The organism is Collinsella sp. LCP19S3_D5, assembly GCF_052121415.1.
In the GTDB taxonomy this organism is placed as follows: Bacteria; Actinomycetota; Coriobacteriia; order Coriobacteriales; family Coriobacteriaceae; genus Collinsella.
In genome coordinates this window covers 1-17,099 of sequence record NZ_JBQKEH010000004.1, presented here as the reverse complement: position 1 = coordinate 17,099, position 17,099 = coordinate 1, and the positions used below count along the sequence as shown (strand labels likewise).

The following is a 17,099-nucleotide window of genomic DNA, read 5'->3' as shown; positions in this document are numbered from 1 at the left end:
GGGGCGGCAGGCTCTTCGCCATGCCGCGATTCCTTGTTGGCATAACACATCAGGTGTACCGTCACCGCGTCTTTGCTATCGCCGGCGCCATCACCGCGCTGTTCCTCATGCTTTTGGCGATCTTGCCGGTGCTGTTCGCCTTCGACCCCAAACTTTCTAACGCCGTGCCCGCCTATAGCGAGGTGTCCGAAGAGGTCGTGGATGGGCTCACCCATTCGAGCCCTCTCCCGCTGCTTGTCGCCGCAATTGTAGTTTCGATTTGGGGCGTGTTGGTCTATCTGCGTTGTTTGGACTATGTGTTGCGCCGCCGCCTTGTTGCCATCGCCACCATCTGTGCCCTGTGGATGATCGAGGTCATTCTCAAGTACAAGTCGTACACGCCGTTCTATGCCACCTTGCTGTGGTACCTGTACTACGTGCCCATGACGCTCATTCCGCTGCTCTACCAGCTCTGCGGCCTGCGCCTTGCGGGCCTGGAGCAACGCCGCCTGGGTCGCCGCTACCGTGCTGCGCTGTGGATTGTGGCCATCCTGCTTATCGGATTTGTGCTCACCAACGATTTTCACCAGCAGGTCTTCCGCTTTGACCGTACAAGCGACACCTGGAGCAACGATTACACGTACGGCCGGGGTTATTTCGCCTTCCTCGTGTGGACGGCCTTTAACTTCGTGGCCTTTTTTATCCTGGTTGGTCGGTCCTCGTCCTTTCGCATCCAACGTTTCTCGGGCACGGCGGCGCTCGTGCTGCTGGGCGGCGCATTCTTTGGCATCTCATATGCTCTGCGCGTGCCCTGGGCATGGAGGCTCAACTTTTCGCTCGTCTATTGCATCCTGTGCGTGGTGGCGATGGAAATCTGTCTCGATTGCGGTGTCATTCCGTCGTACCACGATATCGCCGGCATCTTCGATACCTTGCCGCTTGACCTCAAAGTTCTAACGCGCGACCTGCAGGAGGTCTATGCCACGCCGGCGTCAAAGCCAATGCCGGTAGGCGTGCGCGAGGAGTTGCGGACCCAGGAGCACGGCCGCGCCCATGCCTTTACCGTGGCGTCCGATCCCGATGTGATGTATCGTGCTTTTCCGCTGCTGGGGGGATCGGCCCTGCTTGCCCAAGACGTATCGGAGCTCAACGAGCTCAATCGCGAACTGGCGCATCGGCGCATGGAACTGCAGCGCCAAAACGAGCTGCTTGCCGCCGACTACGACCTTAAGACACATTTGGCAGATCAAGAGGCCGAGACCTTGCTAGTCCAAGACGTGGACCAGGCGCTTGCCCGCGCGCTCGAAGAGATGTACGACTTGTTGAGCTCGCTGCCGCCGTTGACTGACGAGGAATCTTCGCGCGAGCGTTACCGCATGCTGCAGCGCGCCAAGATGCTCGTTGCCTATTGCAAACGGAAGGGGTCGCTCACGTTGGCACAGCACGGGGAGAGCGGTTTTGACCGCGACCGCATTCAGCTCATTGCCAACGAGCTCGCAAGCGACCTGCGCACGATCGATGTCGATTGCGCCTCGATTATTGCCATACGGCGCCCGATGCACGCCAGTACGGTAAGCGCGCTGTACGACTGCGTGTATGACTTTGCGTTTTTTGCCTACGCCACCGATCATCCGGCACTTATGTATCACTTGGGCGACCATGACCGATGCAGCGTCGAGCTGCGCGCCACACTTTTTTCCAACGATGATGAAGATCTTTCGCAGACGCCCGCTGCGCAAGAGCTCGAAAGCGCTTTGCAAGGGCGCAACGTGGCATACCGCCTTGAGGGCGAGTCCGGTCAGCTGCGCATGATCGTCTTGATGCCGAGGGCGGGTGAGTGACGATGCAGATTTCGCTCATACTTCCTCAAATCGTTGCGCTCGATGTTGTCTTTGCCCTGGCTGCGTGTCTGCAGACGATCCACGTCCCGCTCATCGCATCGCGCCGCTCGTCCTATAACCGTAAGGTGATTTGCGCCTACGAGGCGAGTCTTGTGCTTCACCTGATGATTTCGGCGCTCATCTTGTTCACGTCGTCTGGCTCGTATCTGGTGGCGCCGCTTGACGTTTGCGCCAGGGCAATGGGCGGAGCGTTGTGGCTCAATGCCGCAATCTTTGCCTATGGCGTGGTACTTATGGTGCACTATCGTCGTCCCGTCATGCTGGTCGAGCTGTTGCTTGTTGTCGCCGTTACACCACCGGTGGTTTTTGCCATGGGCTCGGCGTGGACCGTTGTCCTTATCGCAGAGGGAGCGTTCTTCCTGTTCCGTTCCATCGCGGCGCTCTTGATGGACGTCCGTAACCGCCAAGAGGATATCACCATGTTCTCGACGATCGAGACCATCAACGTGATTCCCGTGGGCATCCTGTATCTAGACCCGAGGGGCCGTCCGCTGCTCATGAACCGCTGCATGCGCAAAAACCTCGTAGAGCTCCATATGCCCACCGACCTGGGCGACATGAGCAGCACATGGAACGACCTGCGCAAACTGAGCATGCAAATGCCCGAAAGCAGCGCTAATCGCGCCCATATCGACCTTGATCGCTTTGGTAGGGATCGCGCCGTGGTCGAGATCTCTCCTTCCGAGATTCGTCTGTTCGTGCGTGACTCCGTTACGGTCTCGAGCCGTCCGTTCGAGCGCGTCGTCGGCCTGGACGTGACGGAATACGCACACGCCTACGACCGTCTGGCGCAAGCCAACCACCTGCTTGAGCGTGCTGGCCAAGAGCTCCAGGCCCAGATCGAAGAAGCCAAAAAGGTTGCCGACAATGCAGCCTACCTACGTATGCGTGCCCGCGTTCACGATGTGATCGGCCAGCGCCTGTCCATTCTTCATCGCTATTTGGAGGAGGGACGTCTGGATGATGAGTCGCTCGAGCAGATTGACCCGTTGCTGCGCTCAATCGCCGCCGATTTGCGCAGTGGCGGTGCCAGCGAGCCTGCAGAGCAGCTGAGCGATATCGTCCACGCCTTTGGCTTGGTGAGTGTGCAGATCGATGTTGAGGGTGCGCTGCCTGAGGACGCGCGTGTCGCCGCCGCATTTTTGCAGATTATCCGCGAGGCCTCGACCAATGCCACCAGGCATGCGCAGGCGCATCGGGTCCACGTGCGCCTGTGGCAGGAGGGGACGAATGCTAGCGCCGTCGCGCGCATGACGATTTCTAACGACGGGTCCCCGGCCCCCGTATCGTATCGCGAGGGAACGGGTATCCCAGGTATGAGGCATGTCGCGCAAGATTTGGGCGGCGGCCTGGAAGTCCACGCCGCCCAGCCCTTTACGCTTGCGGTGTCCATCCCGCTGAGCCCCAACGCCACGGTCCAAAGGAGAAGTTCATGATCCGCGTGTTAATTGTCGAAGATCAGGCCATTCTACGCGAAAGCCTGGCGCGCTCCGTTGGCGACCAGCCCGATATGACCGTCGTCGCCGCGATCGCCGATGCCTCCGAGGCCTTGGGTGTCGCGCTCAAGGAGCGCCCGGACATGATATTGATGGACGTGTGCACCGAACACGATTCAAACGGCATCGTGGCGGCGGCACGCATCAAGGAGCAGCTGCCCGAGTGCCGCGTCATCATCATGACAGGCATGCCCGAGATCACCTTTGTCGATCAGGCTCGCGAGGCGGGCGTCGATAGCTTTGTGTACAAGAACGTTGGTATCGACGAGCTGTTCGCCGTGATGCGCTCCACGCTGGCGGGCTACTGCACGTTTCCCAAGCCGCCCGAAAGCATTTTTTCGGGCACGGCGGCACTCGACGATGTCGAGCTGTCGATTTTGCGCCTTGCCTGCGAGGGCAAAAGCCGCCGCGAGATCGCGGCCGAGCTGTTTATGAGTGAGGGTACCATCAAGCGTCGCATCTCGGAGATTCTGAGCAAGACCGGCTACGACAACATCATGCGTCTTGCCGTGCGCGCGGTAACGGAGGGCAGCATCGTTCCCAACATGGAGCGCCCGTAATCGACGCGCTCGCCGTGTTCTGGCGCCGTAAAGATAGGCCGTCCGCCGTTTTGCATCAGAAAACGACGGGCGGCCTGCTTGTGCGGCTGTGCTGTCGGCATAAAAACGACGGGGCCGCAGGATCAACTCCTGCGGCCCCGCCTGGCAAGTGCGCGGATGCGTCCGCCAATCCGCGGCTGATGTTACGTGCCGCTACGCGATGGTTGCGGTGTAGGAGGCGACGTCCTCGTAGGAATCGGTCAGGTAGGCGTCGATGCCGATGGTCGTGTTGACCAGGTCGTCAAGGCTGTCAAGCTCGCCGCTCGAGAACGTGAATTCCTCGGTGGCGTTGGTGCCGGGCATCAGGTTAGCCGAGAACCAGGGTTCCTTCATGGTGCCGTTGACGTTGGTCTTGCCGGAGGGAGCGTAGAAGGTCAGGTCCTTGTCGCTCTTGTTGGTGATGTTGACGACAAAGCCGATGTCGCCCCATTCGTCCTTGAACTTCTCGGTGATGGTGATGGTGCACAGATCGTCATCGGCGACGGTGACGGCGGGGGAGATTTCGACGCTCTGGACATCGTCGTCTTCGACGGCCTCATCGATCTCCTCTTCCTTCTCGGCCGCCTCGCGATCCTTTTTTAGCGTACCGGACAGATCCTTGTCGGACTTCGTAAAGATAAGCTTGTCGCCTTCCACCTCGAGGACGAGCTTGCCGTCCTTGAGTTTCATGTCCTGCGAATCGCCGTCGGCGGTGATGGTTGCAGTGGTGGCGTCCTTGGCCTCCCATTTCAGGTCGGCGACCTCAAGGAACATGTCGAGGACGCCCGTGCCGTCTTCGTCGAGGATCAGGATACAGTTGAGGCCCCACTCCTTGAGCATATCCATGTACTCATCGGTGATCTCTTCGCCCTCCAGGGTTCCACCCGAGAGTTCCCAGCTGCCGACGAAGTTGGCCTTGGGGTCCTTGCCGCCGCCGCTGCAGCCCGTCAGGGCAAAGGCGAGCGCCAGGACGCATGTCAGAAATGCGAGTACGGACTTTTTGAACGTTGTCTTCATGGTGTCCTCCTTTATCGAACGAAACCCATAGAAGCAAATGCGGGGGTGGCGGACCTCCCCGCCAATTACCAGGTAGAGGGGCTAGGGCCTGGGCGTTCCGCAGTTGCTGCAGAACTTGCCGCCGTTTTCGCTACCGCAGTTGGGGCAGAACCACTTGGCCGGTGCCGGGGCGGGTGCGGGACTGCCGCACTCGGGGCAGAACTTGCCGGTGTTGGTGGCACCGCAACTGCAGGTCCACGTGCCGGCCGCGGGGGCAGCGGCAGGAGCCGGCGCGGGGGCGGGTGTCGGAGCCGGCTGTGGGGCAGCCTGCTGCTGTGCCTGGCCGGCGGCGAACAGCTGGCTGGCGTTCATGCCGCCCATGCCGCCCGCCATACCCATGCCCATAAAGCCGGCCATCGCGCCGTTGGGGTTGGCGGCTGCCGCGCGCATCGCATCGCTCTGGGCGCTGGCGATGTTGGCGGCTGCCATGGTGGGATCGCGCATGACTGCGGCCTTCTGCAGGTCCTTGATCATTTGCTCGTCTTCTTGCGAGGCGGCGATGGAGTTGACGCCAAAGCTCACGATCTCGACGCCGCGCAGGTCGCGCCAGTCGGCGGAGAGAACCTCGTTGAGCGCGCGGGCGAGCTCGGTGGTGTGGCCGGGGATAGCGCTGTAGCGGATGCCCATCTCCGAGATCTTGGCAAAGGCGGGTTGCAGAGCGGTGAGCAGCTCGGACTTAAGCTGGCTGTCGATCTTATCGCGCGTGTAGCTATCGGTCACGTTGCCGCACACGTTGGTGTAGAACAGCAGCGGGTTGGTGATGCGGTACGAATACTCGCCGTTGCAGCGAACGGAGATGTCGACATCCAGGCCAATGTTGTTATCGACCACGCGGAAGGGCACAGGCGAGGCGGTGCCGTACTTGTTGCCGATGATCTCCTTGGTGTTGATGAAGTAGACACGCTGGTCCTTGCCTGCGTCGCCGCCAAAGGTAAAGCGGCTGCCGATATTGGCGAACGTCTCCTTGATGGAGTCGCCCAGGTTGCCGCTAAAGACGCTCGGCTCGCTGCCGGTGTCAAAGACAAACTCGCCGGGCTCCAGCGCGACCTCGATGATCTTGCCGTTTTGCACCACGAGCATGCCCTGGCCGTCGTTGACGGAGATGACGGAGCCGTTGGAGATGACGTTGTCCTCGCCGCGCGTGTTGGAGCTGCGGCCGCCGGTGCGCTTGCTGCCCTTGCAGGCCAAGACGTCAGCGGGCATCGATTCGCAATAGATAAATTCCTTCCATTGGTCGGCCATGACGCCGCCGGCAGCACCCAATCCAGCTTTCAAGAGTCCCATGGTGATCTTCCTTTCTCGTCAAAGGCCGGGTGGTATTGGTCAGAATGGCTAATCGTCCTTGTTGTCCTTCATGACAACGGTGGTCTCGGTGTGGCTGAAGGTGTCGTGCTTCTCGGTCAAGTCGAGCTCGCCGCAGTAGCAATCGGCGTGGGTGGCCTCGTTGGCCGTCTTGAGCTGGCCTACCAGCAGCACGTCTGCGATGATTACGATGATCAGCGGCGCGACGATGTTGATGAGGATGCCCTCGATATCAAAGGTGAGGTAGTCCGGATTGAAGGCGTTCTCGCCCATAAAGAGAATCTGGGAGAGGACAAACCCGATCACAAAGAACAGCACCGAGGCGATGGCGAGCTTGGGCTTGGAGCAGGGCAGCTCGCCGACCATGCGGCCGGTTTGGCCGTTCATGGCAAACAGGTAGCTCTTGCCGTTCCACGAGGTGGAAAGCATCCACACGGGGAACAGAGCGTAGTTGCTGTCTTCCCAGGTGTAGTCGAGCTGCTTGCTTTCGACCGTGGCATCGTCATATTCGTCGACGACGGTCTCGCGCAGGGCCGAAATCGTACTTTCTTCCATACGACGCTCGGCGCGCGCCTTGCAGGTCTCGCAATCCTCATCGTAGCGGTTGGCGATGTAGCCGGGCATATACGCGACCGAGAACGGGCGCAGCGCGTCGTAGTCAAACGGCTCAATGGCATCCATGTGGCCGTCGGGCATCTTGGACGATCCGTCGACGGGCACGCGCTCAAACGAGATTTTGCCCTTACGGTAGGCGTCGTAGTGGTCGGTGGTCGTGACGGTGCGGTCGGATTCCTCGGTCACGGTCTCGTTGGTCGCATCAAAGTACACTTCGCCGTCCACGCGGGCGCCGTAGAGCCAAAACGGCACGTAAACGCCTTGGACCTCGTCGATGTGGTTGCCGGTGACAAAGCTCTTGGGCAGCAGGATTTTGCCCTTGTAGTGCTCTTTGAGTGCTGCCATAACATCATCGCGCCCGAGCTTAAACGGAATCACCAGGTCGGGTGAGAAGTCGCCCGAGAGCTGGCCGGGCGCCACGGCGGAGTTGCCGCAGTATGGGCAGGTGGTAACGGCGACGGTGCCGTCCGAGACCAGCTCGGCGCCGCACGACGAGCAGATGTAGCCGGCGTTTTGGGCCAGCTCCTGCACGGCATCGTCGACAGCAGGTTTGCGAGCCGCGGCTGCGGCATCGGCTTTGGCATCCGCCTTGTCCTGGCGCTCGCGATAGAGGGCCTCGACTTCTTCGACTTCAAAACGCGAATCGCAGTAGTCGCAGACAAGCTTTTGTTCGGCACTGGCAAAGTGAAGGGGGCCGCCACACGCGGGGCACTGATAGTTGACGCTCTCGAAGGCCATGATCGGTCCTTTCCGTGCCGGAGGCTATGCGCCGATGGCACCGCCGCAGTATTCGCAGCGCCCACTGGCATCGGGAATGGTGGTTGCACCGCAGAAGGGGCAGGTGACCGCGGTCTTGGGGGCCTTGGCGGCCACGACGCTGTCGCGCGTTTCCTGACGAAGCTGCACCAGCGCATCGCGGACCTCGGTTGCCTGGCGCTTGGCCTCGCGGTACTCGATGGACCCGCGCTGATCGATGGTGGAGTCGTTCACGCGCAGGTTGATCTCGGTAAAGTACGGCGTGTTGACGTGGATGGTCAGATTAAAGTCGTAATCCAGGTCGTAGCGCGGCGGGTTGTAGCTCTCGCGCTCGCCGTCCTTGGTCTCGCGATAAATCTCGGTGCGATGCTCGTCGATATCCATATCGCAGCCGAGTACCTGTGAGAACTCGATGATGTCGGGATTGGCGTCGCGCCAGCGGCTCTGTGAGGTAATGATTAGCAGACCCGCGTCCTCATCGAGCATGATGTTGGTGCGCCCGGCAGAGAGCGTGCGCGTGGGGTTGAACGAGGCCAGGCGCTCGGCGTTGGCCTCGCGGTAGGCGAGTTGCTCGCGGATATCGTCCGCGGTGCTGGAGCGCCAACCACTAAAGAAGGGGGAGAGCTTGCCTGCGCACTCTTTGCACAGGTAGCCTTCGTTGATTTTGGTCTTTCCCAAAAGTCCCAGCTCGGTACCGCAAATCGCGCACTCTTTCTTCTCGAACATCTTGTCAAAGAAGCCCATAGCTGCCTCCCATCAACAGGTAGCGTGTGTCACTTTTGATGATGGGTGAGCGCGCGATCTTTCACGATACCCAGACGGCTCAACGAGTCTCCACAACTGGGACACATGGCCCATTTTCGGCCACTCATTGGGGACGTACTTAAATGAGTGGCAGTTGGGGATGCTCCATGCCGAATGTGGCGGCTGCCGAATGTAGGCGCCGTCCCTGCTATGCCACGGTCACGGCAACTTGGGCGTAGCGGCTGCAGGGGCGCTCGGCGCGGCACTCGTGATGTTTGTGGGTATTGCGATTACGCTGTTGGGACAGTTGGGGCAACGGGCCGATGATGCCGTGATGCAGGACGGGCTGGCGCTTGCTGCCGACAATCTTGGTGGAGATCTTGCGCCCGTATGTTCCGACCCCGCGCTTGTGGAGGCAGCGGAGCCCACGCCCGATGAACGCCTCGATGCCTTCGTCACCACCTTTGGGCTTACAGAGCGCGAGCGCGATATTCTTGAGGCCTTGGTCGTTTCGGATCAGAGCGTTCAGGACATTGCCGCAACGCTTTTCCTTTCGCGCTCTACGCTCTACCGCCACATTTCCTCGATCAACAGAAAGACCGGTACCGACTCGCGTGTGGCCCTTATCAACTTCTTCTGGTCCTGGGCACCCAAGGACTAGCGTATGAGGCGCCGCCCAGTTCCTTACTCTAACGGGGGGATGTGGCTCCAAAGCGCACCCGCATCGACGCTTCGCCTGCGCTAAACTGGAGGGCACGTACGCGATTACGAGAGGAGCCCGCATGGAGGCTTACAAGCAAGAGTTCATCAAGTTTATGGTTGAGTCCGACGTTCTTAAGTTCGGCAGCTTTACGCTCAAGAGTGGTCGTCAGTCCCCGTTTTTTATGAACGCCGGCGCTTACGTGACAGGCTATCAGCTCAAGAAGCTGGGTGAGTATTACGCCCAGGCCATCCACGATAACTTTGGCGACGACTTTGATGTGCTGTTTGGACCGGCCTACAAGGGTATTCCGCTGGCCGTCGTGACCGCAATTGCCTACCACGAGCTGTACGGCAAGGAGGTCAAGTACTGCTGCGACCGTAAGGAGGCCAAGGACCACGGTGCCGATAAGGGCAACCTGCTGGGTTATGAGCCCCAGGACGGCGACCGCGTGGTCATGGTCGAGGACGTTACCACCAGCGGCAAGTCCATCGACGAGACCTATCCCAAGGTTAAGGCTGCCGCCGACGTCGAAATCAAGGGCCTGATCGTGTCTCTCAACCGCATGGAGGTCGGCAAGGGTGGCGTGACCACCGCTCAGAAGGAGATCGAGGCAAAGTACGGTTTCCCCGTCGCGAGCATCGTCTCCATGGCCGAGGTCGTCGAGACCCTCTACAACCACGAGATCGATGGCAAGGTCGTCATCGATGACGAACTTAAGACCGCCATCGACGCCTACTACGAGCAGTACGGAGCACAGGAGTAGGTAGTTACGTGGGTTTACCAACCCTATCGGTTCCGCCGGTCTGCCGAACGACGGAACCGCCGACGCTGCGCGCTGCCAAGGGCGACAATTTGTCATTCAAAAGGCGAGGCATGACCAGAAGGTCAATGCCTCGCCTTTTTCATGCCAACTTGTTCGCCCTGGACGTCGCTCGCTGTCCGTCCTCTACTTGCGGCGTTGTCTTGCTCCGAATGCGGCCCGCTCGCTGCCGTTGCCAGATTAGTCATTGGGGACGTTCTTAAACGACTAGTCGTTGGGGACATTCTTGTTTGACTAGTCGTTTAAGAACGTCCCCACCGACTGGGGCTGGCAGATCGATCCGCTTGGCCTGCGCATCGCCCTCAACGAGATTTACGCCCGCTACGAGATTCCGCTGATGGTGGTCGAGAACGGCATGGGCGCCTGCGACGAGGTCGAGGAGGACGGCTCCATCCATGACCCGTATCGCATCGCCTACCTGCAGAGCCACATCAAGGCCATGGGCGAGGCCATTGCCGATGGCGTTGACCTGATTGCCTACACCTGGTGGGGTCCCATCGACCTGGTTTCCGCCGGCACTGGCGAGATGCGCAAGCGCTACGGCTTCATCCACGTCGATAAGTACGACGACGGCACCGGTACCTATGAGCGCCGCCGCAAGGACAGCTTCTTCGCATACCAGAAGATCATCAAGTCCAACGGCACCGAGGGCTTGGAATAATTGAGCCCCGGCGTTCCGCCGAACGCCGGATCGGCCGCCGACTACGTGACCACCGACGTCGATGACGCCGAGGTTTTATTATGTATTTCAGATACTAAGATTTATTTTTAGTCGTTGATAGGTCGAGCACTTATTGTGATGTTTAACTAAGCGTTATCCAGTGAATTGATGTTTGTTCAGGTGACAAAAAATGTTTGCCGTTGAAAAATGCCTCTACCCGAAGGCCGACGGGGGAACGATGGACGGCTGGATCATCAACCATCCGGACGCCTACCCCTTCTGGGCCAACAAGTTCCTCCACAAGATGAGCATGGGCTCGCCCCAGACGGCGAGGCAGTACGCCTACAAGCTGTGCAAGTACCTCAACTACCTGCAGGACTGCTGGCACATCGGCTACGCCGACGCGACCGCCAAGCACCTCGCCGGCTTCTTGCGCTTCCTGCAGTTCGGAAACGTCATCCCGTTCGTCGGCGCAGTGGAGGGAAAGAGGTCCGGCTTCACCGTCAGGGGCTACTACACGGTCGTGGCCAGCTTCTACACCTTCCTGCGCTCCCAGGGCAAATACATCAAGATGGAGGTCGCAGAGGAGCGAAGCGGGGAGAACCCGCACTCCTTCCTCTACGGCCAGGGAATCGTGACCACGTCGCCGCGCTATGTCGCCGAGACGTCCTTCGCCAGCGGAAAGCCTCCTGTGGACTACGAGAAGTGGTACACGGACGAGCAGGTCGACGCAATCCTCAGCAACTTCCGCACCTACCGCGACAAGGCGGTCTTCTCCCTCTCGCTCGACGGCCTTCGCATCGACGAGATCCTCTCCGCCCAGATCGACCTCTACCGCGCAGACGAGGGCACCTTGAAGCTTTTCCGCAGCAAGGGAAGGCGCGAGGGCGAGGGGCGCGTCTGCGTCTTGTCGGAGCGCTCGCGGCGACTGCTGGAGGAGTACCTCTACAACGAGCGCAGCGCCGTCGAGGGGAAGCTGATCGATTCAGGGTCGCTCATACCGACCGAGATCTTCCTCAACCTGCGCGAGCGCGAGGGCAGCTTCGGCAAGCCGATGGCCTACCACAACGCGCTCGAGATCATCAAGCGCGCCGCCAAGCACGCCGGCCTCGACCCCGCCAAGGTGCGCACCCACTCCGGCAGGAGCACGAAGATGGAGGAGCTCCTCAGGCAGCAGGCCCTCGACCCCGCCTCCCTTACCGACAACCAGATACTCGACATCATGGGCTGGAAGAGCATGGAGTCTGCCGAGCCCTACAAGAACAGGCAGGACAGGGTGACCGCCGTCGAGAACTGGAAGAGGCTCGAAGCAGCCAAGGAACAGAGGCGCGCCGATGATCAGGCAACCTGAGGAGGCGCTCGAGCACATCAGGGACAACTCCGGGGGTGCGAAGCGCAGCAACAACTACACCCATGTCGCAGACACGGCGACGGTGAGCGACTTTGCTGCCTTGGCCGCCTGCGTGGAGTCGCGCACGCCGCTGCCCTCCTGCGAGGGCTTGGAGGAGTCGCTGAAGGGGACATATAGCTATGGGACCCTGTGTCGTCTTGCCCTGACCTCCATGTTCTCGGAGGAGGAGCTGAGCGACTACTTCCTCGACGTGCTCGTCTCCATGCACGAGGACGAGGAAGCCTGGGAAAAGCCCGGCATAAAGAAGCTCTGCAAGGTGATAACCGGGTTGACCTACCAGGTCAGGGACTGCGTTAACCCCCTGATACGTATCTTTGGCGAGACGTACATGGAGCGCTTCTACACCTATCACCGCTTCCCGGTGCAGATCGGGGACCGCGCCGTCGAGGCCGTCAGACGACGTGAACCCCTCGTCGAAATCCGCAGGGAGTTTATCGAGAAGTACTGCAGCCTTTCCCGCAATAACTTCTTGCAGTGGTTTGACAACTGCGTTGTCGAAGAGGTCGGCGAGGAGGAGTTCGCGGCGTATGTGCGCGACATGGCAGAGAAGTATGCCTCGGGGCTGTCCGATCGCAACTACCGACACTTCACCTACCCGCGCCTGACCGCGTACATCTTCGGGTTCTCCTGGCGCCCTGTCGGGAGGTGCCGAAAGCGCAAAGCGAGGGGGCACGGCAAGCGGTGGGACTATCGCAGGCTGCATGAAGTAATCGCTAGGGAGATGTTGCCCTACACGTACGCTGCGTACGCTACGACCTCTAACCGGACCGCCGTATATGAATTCCTAGATCTCAGCGCGGAGGAACGCGCCTATTACGACGAGAAAGCTGTGCGGGTTGACAAGAGCTCCGTCCCTGCTGGACTGCTTGTCGCAGGTGACTCCCAGTTGCCGGCACCGGAACTGCCAGGCGGCGTCAGCTTCGAGGAGCTCCTGGGCGCATACGATGCGTTCTTCGCCGGCAGGTACCTGGCCCCCGACTCTCCGAGGGGGCCGATCTTGCCCCTCCACAGATTCCGTCGCGACTTCAAGGAGCATTTGGAAGACGAGGACGTGAGGAAGTTCGCGGCGTTCAAGAAGGTGCGGCAGACCCCCACCCTCGCAAACGCTTTTGACGAGCACCTGGAGAACAAGATCGCCGGCCTGCGCAGGTTCATGTTCGACGGCAACGCCGACGAGGTGGCCAGCGACAAGTCGGAGGTGTGGTTCTACTTCCCCAAGGGGGAGACGTTCTCAGGCAGTCGGCTCGACTTCTCCGTGCTGGACGGGACGGGTTTGTTCCAGCAGGATGCGAGGGAGTATCTGAGGTTCCTCTACCAGGATGCATGCCAGCGCGCGAGCTCTGACCATCGCGCGTTGGCGCGCATCCCGGCTGCGATGGCCGATCTGCTAACCGTGCTCTCCTTCCTCGTCGGCGAATACGGCATCACCTGCCCAGAGGACGTGGGCGAGCTGCATGTCCTCGCCGCGCTCTCGCATATGAGCAAGGATGGCTATGCACCCGGCACGCTCAAGCATCATCTGACCAGCTGCAGGAGGTTCTTCCGGCACCTCGTCGCTCGCGGGCGCCTTGACACGGACCCGACCGCGAACCTGACGGTCAGGAGCGGCTCTGACTACTCGAGGGCGACCCCGGATATCCCCGAGGACATCCTGGTGTTCCTCGAGGAGCACGTCGACGAGCTTGGGTCGAGCGCCTGCAAGCTGATGCTCAAGCTCGCGATGGAGACCGGGTGGCGCCTCTCCGATATCAAGAGCATCCGCGTCGAGGACATCACGGCCGAGGACCCCGCCAGCGGCATGCCGCAGGTGAGGGCGAGGTCCCCCAAGACCGCGGCATCCAGGATCAAGCGGCGCCTCGGCGACAAGATCTTCGCCGTCATCTCGCCAGAGCTGCACGGCGAGATCGAGGCCTACATCGAGGAGACCTCCGCCCTCAGGGAGATGTACGGGGTCGAGACGCTCTTCTTCTGCATCACCAACGGGGTTAAGACCGAGTTCCCCGCGACGACCTTCAACGGAGCGATCAACAGGCTGCTCGAGCGGTACGGCATGCAGTCGATCGACGAGAGTTACGACACGTTTTGCTCCAGGCAGACGCGCAAGACGGTCGCCGTCGAGCTCATCACGTCGGGTGCCACGCTTACAGACGTGCAAAAGCAGCTCGGCCACGTCGACCACAGAACCACCGAGCGCGTCTACGCCGAGGTGAGGATGAGGAGGCTCGCAGAGCTGAACAGCGAGTTCTTCCAGCAGAAGTTCAACCTCCTGATCGAGAGCGGCAGGCTCGACCTGTACACGGAGGAGGAGCGCCGCTGGCTCTACGTCGACTTCTGCACCAACCGCCGCAACGTGGAGCTGGGCGTGTGCTCCAAACACCCCTCGGAGGGCAGGTGCGCCGACCTCGGCAACATCAGCTGCGCGTCCTGCCCCAAGCTGTGCACGGGAAGGGCCTTCCAGGGGCGCTGGGAAGAGCTCTGCGAGGACTCGTCGAGGCTGCTGGCGCAGTTCGAGGCCAAGTACGCGGAGCTGGACATCCCGATGGACGAGTACGAGGGCTACACCGAGTACGCGCAGGAGAGGGCCTTGAACGAGCGCTACAGGGCCGTGCTCGACGCCATTGAGGAGGGAACGCAACATGCCTGACAGCCTGCTCTTCCCCACATCCGGGTCCGCGGCCCTCGAGCCGGTCGTCCTCTCCAACGCCGTGTCCGTCACCGACGAGCAGGCGGCCAAGATGCTCTCAGACTACTGCTCTGCCTCGAGCTTCAGCGACGACGTCTGGCAAGCCGACAAGGTGAAGCCCGACAAGAACGTCAAACCGAGCTCGCGCAACATATATTTCACGGGTATCTCGAACGAACACCTCAAGAAGGAGGCCAAGAGATGGGCGCTGACGAGGCTCGTGAAGGGGCGGGACCCCGCTGCCATCAGCTCAGACATCTGCATGTCCATCAAGCACTGCGCAGACTTCATCCCCGACGATTGCAAGAGCTTCGCAGAAGCCCCGCCGGAGGCGCTCGCCTCCTTCTATGCCTACCTCTTCTCGGGAGAGCGGAAGACCACCCTGAGAAAGCGCCTGCATTACTGGCACGCTCTCGAGGCATTCGCGAGGGAGTCGGGGTTCACCGACATCAGCTCCGCCATGCAGAGGTTCGTGCTGGAGAGGGCCCCCGCCTACGTCAAGAAGGAGGACAAGTACATCCCCGACGAGGTGGCCGGCCAGCTCGACGTCATCTTCATGAAAGACGGCATCCCGCTGGTCTACAGGTGCATCTACTGGATGCTGCGCCTGATCCCCAACCGCGCCACCGAGGTCCTCAGCATGACGGTCAGGTGCCTGAAGCGGCTCGACGCGGACACCTACACCCTGACGATCCCGTCCTTCAAGCAGTCGGGACCCTACGTCCCGAGCGACATCAAGCTGATCGAGGTCAGGTACGAGGGCATGGGGAAGCTCCTCGTCGACCTGGTGGCAGCCCAGAGGGACGAGGTGCTGGCGCACCTCGGCGAGAATGCAAGGTGGCTTTTCACCTCGCGGGCCTACAGGCTCATAAGGGACCCGAAGACGGGGGAGAGATGCTATAGGACTCACGGGTCGGCATTCAAGCCGAAGAACCTTGGAAGCTGCAACCGCTTCTTCTCGCGGCTCTGCAAGTGCAGGGGAATCGTCGACGAGCACGGCGAGCCCTACTCCCCGACGACGCACCAGTTCCGCCACAACGCCGTCAGCGACCGCATGAACTCGGGCCTCTTCCGCGCCATCGACCTGCTGCCGCTCACCGCCCACCACAACACCAAGATGATCGAGCAGAGCTATACCCACACTTCCGTCAAGGACCTGCGCAAGGACGACCCCGTCGTGTTCAGGGGCAGGATCATCAACACAGACGACCCTGCCCGCTTCGACAGGATCCTGTCGAAGCCCTTCGCCAAGAGGGTCCACAGGATCGGCCTGTGCTCGGACGCAAGGGGCTGCAGCGCCGACAGGTCGAGGTGCCTCCGCTGCAGCTACCTCGTCCCCGACGCCGGCGACCTCGACTACTATCAAAGCGAGCTCGACGACTGGCGCAGCAAGCAGGAGAAGGCTCTAAGTTGTGGCAACGATGTCTTCGCGGAGCTCTGCGGTGTTTGGATAGACGCATACAAGACGCTGATCCAGCGCGTGCTGAACGCGATTAGCGGCGAGGACCTGGAGGTCTCTGATGAAGCAGCCCAGTGAGAACATGCAGAGGATGTACGCGGCGAAGAGGGAGAAGACGCTGGCCCTCATCCAGGGAGCCATCGACGAAATCGAAGAGGACCACCGCATCGTCACCAAGAAGGAGCTCATGGCGCTAACGGGGCTGAGCTCGGGGACGTTCAGCCAGCAGCACGTCAAGGAGCTCCTGGCGAAGAACCAGGTCTGCCAGTTCAGGCCGCTCGCAAAGGTAAGCCAGAAAGGGAACCTCGAGCTGAACAAGGACGCCGAGATAACCAGGCTGTCAAGGGAGCTCCAGAGGGCGCAGTCGCGCCTGCAGGACCTCGATATCGCCCTCGACAAGAGCAGGAAGCAATCGAGGAAGCTGAAGGAGGAGAACGCGGAGCTCCAGCGACAGCTCCTGCTGCTCCGAGGCAAGTACCAGCAGCTGCTGGAGTACCTGGAGGTGCTGGGGAGCGACCTCTCGGGCATTCCCCTCGCATGACGCGGCCCCGGCCTCCTAGTCGTCGAGGAGGCCGTCGACAAAACGCTCCGGAGCTTGGCTCACGCGGTCGACGTTGTGGGCATAGACCATCGTGGTCGTCAGGTTCGTGTGCCTTGCGAGCGCCTGGGCCTGCTGCAGGCTGGCGCCCCCCAGCAACGCGAACGTCACCGCGCTGTGCCGGAAGCTGTGGGTCGTGAGCCTCTCGCTCATATGACCCAATCCGCTGTCAAGAGCCACAATGGCCCCGCCGACTGCTTGCAATCGGTCGGCGGGGCCTGCCGTTAACCCGTCCCGGTCCGCCCCCGGCATGTCATCGACGCCTTCGGCTCAGTCTCATATCCGCGGATACCGTTCTGTCGGCCCGCACTCCATTCCTTCGGCGGGGTTCCCCAAG

Annotated in this window: 14 protein-coding genes and 1 pseudogene; 10 read left to right on the top strand and 5 right to left on the bottom strand. The window is 61.0% G+C overall.

Annotated elements, in window-relative coordinates; all coding sequences use genetic code 11:
- Window positions 1-20: 20 nt before the first annotated feature.
- Genes ACTQXO_RS02590 through ACTQXO_RS02580 form a run of 3 tightly spaced genes read left to right on the top strand, consistent with a single transcriptional unit; the run spans window position 21 to window position 3,936 of the window.
- On the top strand, window positions 21-1,820 hold the full coding sequence (locus ACTQXO_RS02590) for a histidine kinase N-terminal 7TM domain-containing protein (RefSeq protein WP_441032075.1): 1,800 nt from the start codon (window positions 21-23) through the stop codon (window positions 1,818-1,820).
- On the top strand, window positions 1,817-3,316 hold the full coding sequence (locus ACTQXO_RS02585) for a sensor histidine kinase (protein ID WP_441032077.1): 1,500 nt from the start codon (window positions 1,817-1,819) through the stop codon (window positions 3,314-3,316). The genes ACTQXO_RS02590 and ACTQXO_RS02585 overlap by 4 nt, the downstream gene beginning before the upstream one ends.
- On the top strand, window positions 3,313-3,936 hold the full coding sequence (locus tag ACTQXO_RS02580; RefSeq protein WP_418825693.1) for a response regulator transcription factor: 624 nt from the start codon (window positions 3,313-3,315) through the stop codon (window positions 3,934-3,936). The genes ACTQXO_RS02585 and ACTQXO_RS02580 overlap by 4 nt, the downstream gene beginning before the upstream one ends.
- Before the next feature lie 192 nt (window positions 3,937-4,128).
- Here the strand turns inward: ACTQXO_RS02580 and ACTQXO_RS02575 are convergent, their stop codons facing one another.
- From ACTQXO_RS02575 to ACTQXO_RS02560, 4 genes are all read right to left on the bottom strand, one after another.
- Window positions 4,129-4,971: a hypothetical protein gene (locus ACTQXO_RS02575; RefSeq protein WP_441545414.1), complete on the bottom strand. Its 843-nt coding sequence runs from the start codon at window positions 4,969-4,971 to the stop codon at window positions 4,129-4,131.
- Between the two features lie 81 nt (window positions 4,972-5,052).
- Window positions 5,053-6,294 carry an SPFH domain-containing protein gene (locus ACTQXO_RS02570; RefSeq protein ID WP_441032080.1) on the bottom strand — a complete coding sequence of 414 codons (1,242 nt, stop codon included), beginning with the start codon at window positions 6,292-6,294 and terminating at the stop codon, window positions 5,053-5,055.
- A 48-nt stretch (window positions 6,295-6,342) separates the two neighbouring features.
- Window positions 6,343-7,665, bottom strand: coding sequence for a hypothetical protein (locus ACTQXO_RS02565; protein WP_441032082.1), 1,323 nt, complete (start codon window positions 7,663-7,665; stop codon window positions 6,343-6,345).
- A gap of 24 nt (window positions 7,666-7,689) precedes the next feature.
- The gene (locus tag ACTQXO_RS02560; RefSeq protein WP_441032084.1) at window positions 7,690-8,427 is read right to left on the bottom strand and encodes a DUF4428 domain-containing protein; all 738 of its coding nucleotides are present in this window, start codon (window positions 8,425-8,427) and stop codon (window positions 7,690-7,692) included.
- Between the two features lie 229 nt (window positions 8,428-8,656).
- On the opposite strand from ACTQXO_RS02560, the gene ACTQXO_RS02555 reads away from it, so the two are divergent.
- The 7 genes and pseudogenes from ACTQXO_RS02555 (at window position 8,657) to ACTQXO_RS02525 (ending at window position 16,705) form a co-directional block, all read left to right on the top strand.
- Window positions 8,657-9,088 carry a LuxR C-terminal-related transcriptional regulator gene (locus ACTQXO_RS02555; protein ID WP_441032086.1) on the top strand — a complete coding sequence of 144 codons (432 nt, stop codon included), beginning with the start codon at window positions 8,657-8,659 and terminating at the stop codon, window positions 9,086-9,088.
- A gap of 121 nt (window positions 9,089-9,209) precedes the next feature.
- Entirely contained in the window at window positions 9,210-9,893 is a 684-nt protein-coding gene (pyrE, locus tag ACTQXO_RS02550; protein ID WP_154518188.1) for an orotate phosphoribosyltransferase, read from the top strand.
- Between the two features lie 313 nt (window positions 9,894-10,206).
- Window positions 10,207-10,611 (top strand): annotated as a pseudogene (locus ACTQXO_RS02545) (family 1 glycosylhydrolase); the annotation flags it as partial.
- A gap of 190 nt (window positions 10,612-10,801) precedes the next feature.
- Complete coding sequence (locus ACTQXO_RS02540; protein WP_441032088.1) at window positions 10,802-11,962, top strand: tyrosine-type recombinase/integrase; 1,161 nt, start codon at window positions 10,802-10,804, stop codon at window positions 11,960-11,962.
- Complete coding sequence (locus tag ACTQXO_RS02535) at window positions 11,946-14,666, top strand: tyrosine-type recombinase/integrase (RefSeq protein WP_441032090.1); 2,721 nt, start codon at window positions 11,946-11,948, stop codon at window positions 14,664-14,666. The genes ACTQXO_RS02540 and ACTQXO_RS02535 overlap by 17 nt, the downstream gene beginning before the upstream one ends.
- Window positions 14,659-16,242 carry a hypothetical protein gene (locus ACTQXO_RS02530; protein WP_441032092.1) on the top strand — a complete coding sequence of 528 codons (1,584 nt, stop codon included), beginning with the start codon at window positions 14,659-14,661 and terminating at the stop codon, window positions 16,240-16,242. The genes ACTQXO_RS02535 and ACTQXO_RS02530 overlap by 8 nt, the downstream gene beginning before the upstream one ends.
- Window positions 16,226-16,705: a hypothetical protein gene (locus ACTQXO_RS02525; RefSeq protein WP_441032094.1), complete on the top strand. Its 480-nt coding sequence runs from the start codon at window positions 16,226-16,228 to the stop codon at window positions 16,703-16,705. The genes ACTQXO_RS02530 and ACTQXO_RS02525 overlap by 17 nt, the downstream gene beginning before the upstream one ends.
- Window positions 16,706-16,720: 15 nt before the next feature.
- Here the strand turns inward: ACTQXO_RS02525 and ACTQXO_RS02520 are convergent, their stop codons facing one another.
- Window positions 16,721-16,915, bottom strand: a complete 195-nt coding sequence (locus tag ACTQXO_RS02520) for a tyrosine-type recombinase/integrase (RefSeq protein WP_441032096.1) — start codon at window positions 16,913-16,915, stop codon at window positions 16,721-16,723.
- Window positions 16,916-17,099: the final 184 nt, after the last annotated feature.